3 protein-coding genes and 1 pseudogene are annotated in these 4,938 nt (G+C 72.7%); all 4 read right to left on the bottom strand.

Annotation, left to right across the window (positions count from 1 at the left end; genetic code table 11):
• Nucleotides 1-28: 28 nt before the first annotated feature.
• Nucleotides 29-775: a DUF4118 domain-containing protein gene (locus EES42_RS25375; RefSeq protein WP_124720554.1), complete on the bottom strand. Its 747-nt coding sequence runs from the start codon at nucleotides 773-775 to the stop codon at nucleotides 29-31.
• A gap of 147 nt (nucleotides 776-922) precedes the next feature.
• Complete coding sequence (locus EES42_RS25370; RefSeq protein ID WP_124720553.1) at nucleotides 923-2,845, bottom strand: APC family permease; 1,923 nt, start codon at nucleotides 2,843-2,845, stop codon at nucleotides 923-925.
• Nucleotides 2,846-2,985: 140 nt separating this feature from the next.
• Nucleotides 2,986-3,852, bottom strand: a complete 867-nt coding sequence (locus EES42_RS25365) for an NAD-dependent epimerase/dehydratase family protein (protein WP_241196580.1) — start codon at nucleotides 3,850-3,852, stop codon at nucleotides 2,986-2,988.
• A gap of 26 nt (nucleotides 3,853-3,878) precedes the next feature.
• Nucleotides 3,879-4,938: pseudogene (locus EES42_RS25360) on the bottom strand (pyridine nucleotide-disulfide oxidoreductase); the annotation flags it as partial.

The following is a 4,938-nucleotide window of genomic DNA, read 5'->3' as shown; positions in this document are numbered from 1 at the left end:
AAGCGGCCGGGCCCGTACCCCCGCGGAATCAGGACCGCTCCGGCGCGGGAAGATCCAGCGCCGCGGCGGCCTGGGCCGCCAGGTCCACGGCGACCAGACGCGCCTCCAGCGGCGGAGGGGCCGCGTCCGGCTCGGGCGTCATCATGAAGCGTCCCTGGTAGTGGCCGTGGACGGTGGCCCTCAGCTCGATCTCGCCGTCCGGCCAGCCCTGCCGGTCCACGTCCCAGATCCAGCCCGGCACATACACGCTGCCGTCCGGGTCGAGACGCGGCGGACGCCCGATGAGAGCCCCGTACTCGAAGCGGCACGCGCGCAGTTCCAGGACCTCGATCAGTTCCTGCCGGACACGGTGGACCACATCGTCGGCGGAGTTGCTGAACCTGGCCATCCGCGTCGTACCGTGCAGCCGCTCCAGGTGGGAGGCGTCCGTGATCGCGACCCATTTGAAGGTCCGGGCCCGTGCGGCGAGCTGGGACACGATCAGCCCGACGGCCAGGAGCAGCACGGCGGTCTCGATGTCGGCCCGGTCCTGGATGTGGAAGCTCTGGTACGGCTCGGTGTGGAAGAAGTCGAACCAGGCGGCGGCGGACAGCGCGGCGACGGCGCCCGCGAGGCGGCTCCCGAGCGCCGCGACGGCCACGACCGCGACCACCAGGAGCAGTGCGGCGTTCGTGTGCGTGACGCTCGTACGGAAGGGGATCAGCGCCAGCGCCAGGAGCAACGGGGCCAGCACCCCGGCCAGCACGGCGGCGGTGACCCGCAGGCCAGACCTCATGACGCACCTCGCAGGGCTCGGCGGAGCCTCCCTGCCTTCCAGCTTGCGTCCGGCGCGGCCGGGGCGGGACCGGCGGGCGGGGAACTTGACGACTCACTGATGCCGGGCGGCGCGCACGCGGGGGCGGGCCACCGCGTGTCGCCGCCGTCAGCGCCGGTCGCCGCCGGCGCCCTCCTCCCCGGCGCCCCTCTCGCCTCCGGCGACGGCCGCGTCGTCGGTGAGCCGGAAGCGGAGCCGGCAGATCACCGCGTCGGTGTCACGGCGTACGGCGTGGGCCACGACGGAGCCGCGCTGGTTCTGGAGCAGGCGCTGCCAGAGATGCGCGGGCTCGGTCTCCGGGATCAGCACGGTGACCTGGGAGGCGGGGTGGGCGGCGGTGAGCTCGCGGACATAACCGGAGACGGGGCGGCCGAGGGCGCGGGTCGCCGGGGCGAGCTCGACGAGCTCGACCCCCGGGTTCCACAACTCCCAGTCACGGCGCAGGGCTTCGGCCGTACGACGGTCCTCGGGCGAGGGGAGCGTGACAGTGACGGCGAGAACCTCGTCGCCCAGTGAACGGGCGGCGGTGAGGGCCCTGCAGGTCAGCCTGGACAGCCCGGAGACAGGGACGACGACCAAGGAGTGGACACGCCGCGGCGGCTCCGGGACCCGGCCCAGCTCCAGCCGCTCGCCGATCCTGCCGTAGGCGCGATGGACCCGCTCGAATCCGAGAACGAGCAGGGGCAGGGCGAGAACGATCACCCAGGCCCCCTCGCTGAACTTGGTGGCGGTGACGACGAGCGCCGCAACGCCGGTCAGCAGGGCACCGAAGCCGTTCAGTGCGGCCTTCGCGCGCCGGCCCCTGGCTCGCCCGCCGTACCAGTGCCGGACCATGCCGACCTGGCAGATGGTGAAGCCGACGAACACACCGATCGCGAAGAGCGGGACGAGGGTGTTCGTGTCACCGCCGGACAGGACCAGCAGCAGAGCCGAGACGACAGCCAGCGCGAGCACCCCGTGGCGGTGCACCTGGCGGTCGGCCTTGAGGGCGAAGACATGCGGCAGGTGGTTGTCGCGGGCCAGCAGGCTCATCAGGACGGGCAGCCCGCCGAACGAGGTGTTGGCGGCCAGCGCCAGCAGCACCATGGTGGCGAACTGGACCACGTAGAAGGCCGCGTTGTGCCCGAAGGAGGCATCGGCGAGCTGCGCCAGAACGGTCACGCCCTCGACCGGCTGGAGGTGGAAACGGCCGATGAGTACCGACAGGCCGATCAGCATCGCGCCGAGCAGGGCACCGAGGGCCACCTCGGTACGTCGGGCGCGACGGGCGGCGGGGGCGCGGAAGGACGGCACGGCGTTGGCCACGGCCTCGACGCCGGTGAGGGCGGAGCAGCCGGCGGCGAAGGCCTTGAGCAGGAGCAGGGCCCCGACGGTGGTGGTGCCCTGGCCGAGCGCGGTGGCATGCCCGTCGGCCGAAGCGGTACTGACGGGGCCGTCGCGGAAGAGACCGACCACGATCATCGCGAGGATCGAGCCGACGAACAGGGCGGTCGGCAGCAGGAACGCCCTGGCCGAATCGACCACGCCCCGCAGATTGACGGCCGTGACGAGCACCAGGACGCCCAGGCAGATCCAGGTCCGCTCGCCGTAGAGCTGCGGGAAGGCCGAGGTCAGTGCGGCGACACCGGCGGTGACGGAGACCGCGACGTTCAGGACGTAGTCGAGCATCAGCGAGCCGGCCGCCACCAGACCGGTGCGCCGCCCCAGGTGCCGCCTGGCCACGGCGTACGAGCCGCCGCCGTCCGGGAACGCGGCGATGACCTGCCGGTACGAGGCCACCAGCACGGCCAGCAGGGCGGCGATGGCGAGGGTGACGGGGAGCGTGAACCCCATCCCGTAGGCCCCGGCGGCCGCCAGCACCAGCACGATGGCCTCGGGGCCGTACGCCACCGAGGCCATCGCGTCGAGCGACAGCGCGGCGAGCCCCTGGAGCGCGGTGAGCCTGTGCCGCTCACCGGCCCCGGTCCCGGGTGGCTCCTCCGTGCCGACGCCCTCTGCCGCGATGTTCGGCTTGCCCGTGTGTATGGCCATGGTGCTGGTTCCTCCGAGTGAGCAGGTCGAGGAACAGGCTGAACGCCGTACGACGGAGCAACGGCCCTCTTGCCGGTGTCCATACGCCGCTCGCCCCGCTCTTCACGCAGCCCATACGGGGCAGCCCCGCCCGGCCGCCCTCACTGCGGGGTGACGGCCCCCTCACCGAGGAGGTTCTGTGCGGTGAACCCGAGCAGCCTGCGCGCGGCCGAGGTGTCGACCGGCGCCGTGCGACCCGGCAGCGGGCGTCGCAGCACGGTGGTGGGGTGGTAGCGGCGCAGCAGTTCCTCCGTCGGGTAGGGCACGACGATCTCCGGGGCGCAGAGGTGGACCGTGTGCGCCGCACGGCCGGGTACGTCCAGGGCCAGCAGCGCGGCCCTCGCCGCGTCATGGACCTCCAGGTACGTCCACAGATCCCTTGCCCCCGCGGCCGGGTCGGCCGTGAGCCGGGCGGCGTGCGCGAGCAGCCGTTCCTCGAAGCCGCCCACGTACGGATAACGCAGGCACACCACACTCATCCCGTGCCGTCGCGCCATCATCTGCGCTGTCAGCTCGTCGACCTGTTTGGAGAGGCCGTAGGGATCGGCCACCTGGGAGGCCATCGCCTCGTCGACCGGCGCGTACGGCGGATGCGGATCCTCGACGTCCGTCCAGGGCAGGCCCGTGACCCCCCAGGAGCTCGCCACCGCCGCATGCCGGATCCCGGCCCGGCCGGCCTCCTCCAGGACGGTGAAGGTGGAGAGGCTGTTGCCGGCGAAGACCTCGAACGCGGTGTTGCGTGCGGGAGTCGGGATCGCCGCCAGGTGGATGACCGCGTCGGCGCCCTCCAGAGCCGCCCGCACGGTCTTCGCGTCGGCGGCGTCACCGGTCACGACCAGGCGCGCCGCGAGGTCACCGGGGTCGTCGAGGACCAGGGCGTTCACTTCGATCCCGCGCTCGGCGAGCAGCGCGAGGACCGCTCGCCCGATCCGTCCGGCGGCCCCGGTGACCATCACTCTTGCGGCCATCCAGTCACTCTCCTGCGTCGGTGCTGCTACTCGTAGGCGCGCACGGCGACGATGTGCGCCGACGCCGCCCCGTTGGTGGATTCGACGATTACCCGGATCGCCGATGTGGTGACCTGTTCCGCCGGCGTGTGCGTCTCGCGCCGCCGCCGATTCTGCGCCGCACGGGCGATGACGCGCCAGGTGCCGTCAGTATCCAGTGCCTCGACGCGGTAGTCGCGAAGGAGGGTGGGGAGGGTGTCGAAGGGCGTGCGGTGGTGGTGCAGGTTGATCAGGTCCTCGTTGACGTCGTCGTCGGCGATGACCTCGATCCGGCCCAGGGTCACCGGTTCGGGCCAGGCCAGTTCGAGCCAGGGGGAAGGGTCGTCCGCCAGCGGTGCGGAGACCCACATGTGCGGTCCCGCGTACGGGCGGGCATAGCCGTCGGTGGTCTTGGCGGGGGAGTAGGCCGCGGTCTCTCCCGTACGGAAGCAGAATGTGCGGCGCAGCAGTCCCGCGTCCGTCCACTCGCGCAGCGGCTGCGGCGACTCGTCCGACGGGCGCAGCGGGACGCGTGTGAGGCACAGGACACCGGGGGTCGGACGGTCGGAGCGGTGCAGGGCGAGGGCGTCGTTGGCGCGGACGACCAGGAAGGCGTTGCGCGGGGTTTCGGGAGACCAGTCCAGGCCCGTCCTGACCCACTGCCGGGCACCGGCGGCGACCGGGACGGTGACGGAGGCGACGAGGCGGCGCGGGACGTAGTTCTGGCCGAGTTCGGGATCGTACAGATCGATCACGATCTCGGTGTCGCGGTCGGCGTCGACGAGCAGCTCCACCCCGGAGAGGTCCGGGTCCGCGGGCAGGACGAGTCCGGCGTCCGCCGCGAGCGGCCACAGTTCGTCGGAGTCCTCGACCGCCAGGCCGCTCAAGGTGGACGACGCGGTGGCCGTCGCCCGCAGGGCCAGGTCCTCCGGGTCCGTCGAGGCGAGGCCGATGAGCGAGGCGTCCTGGCGCAGCAGCGCCCTGTGCAGCTCGGGTACGGGGAGTTCGCGCGGGGTGACGTCCCCGGTGGCGCAGAGTGCCGCCGCCGTGCCGGCCGCCTGGCCGATC

The sequence above is a fragment of the Streptomyces sp. ADI95-17 genome (assembly GCF_003846175.1).
GTDB classification, from domain to species: Bacteria; Actinomycetota; Actinomycetes; order Streptomycetales; family Streptomycetaceae; genus Streptomyces; species Streptomyces sanglieri.
This window is presented reverse-complemented; position numbering and strand designations above follow the sequence as displayed.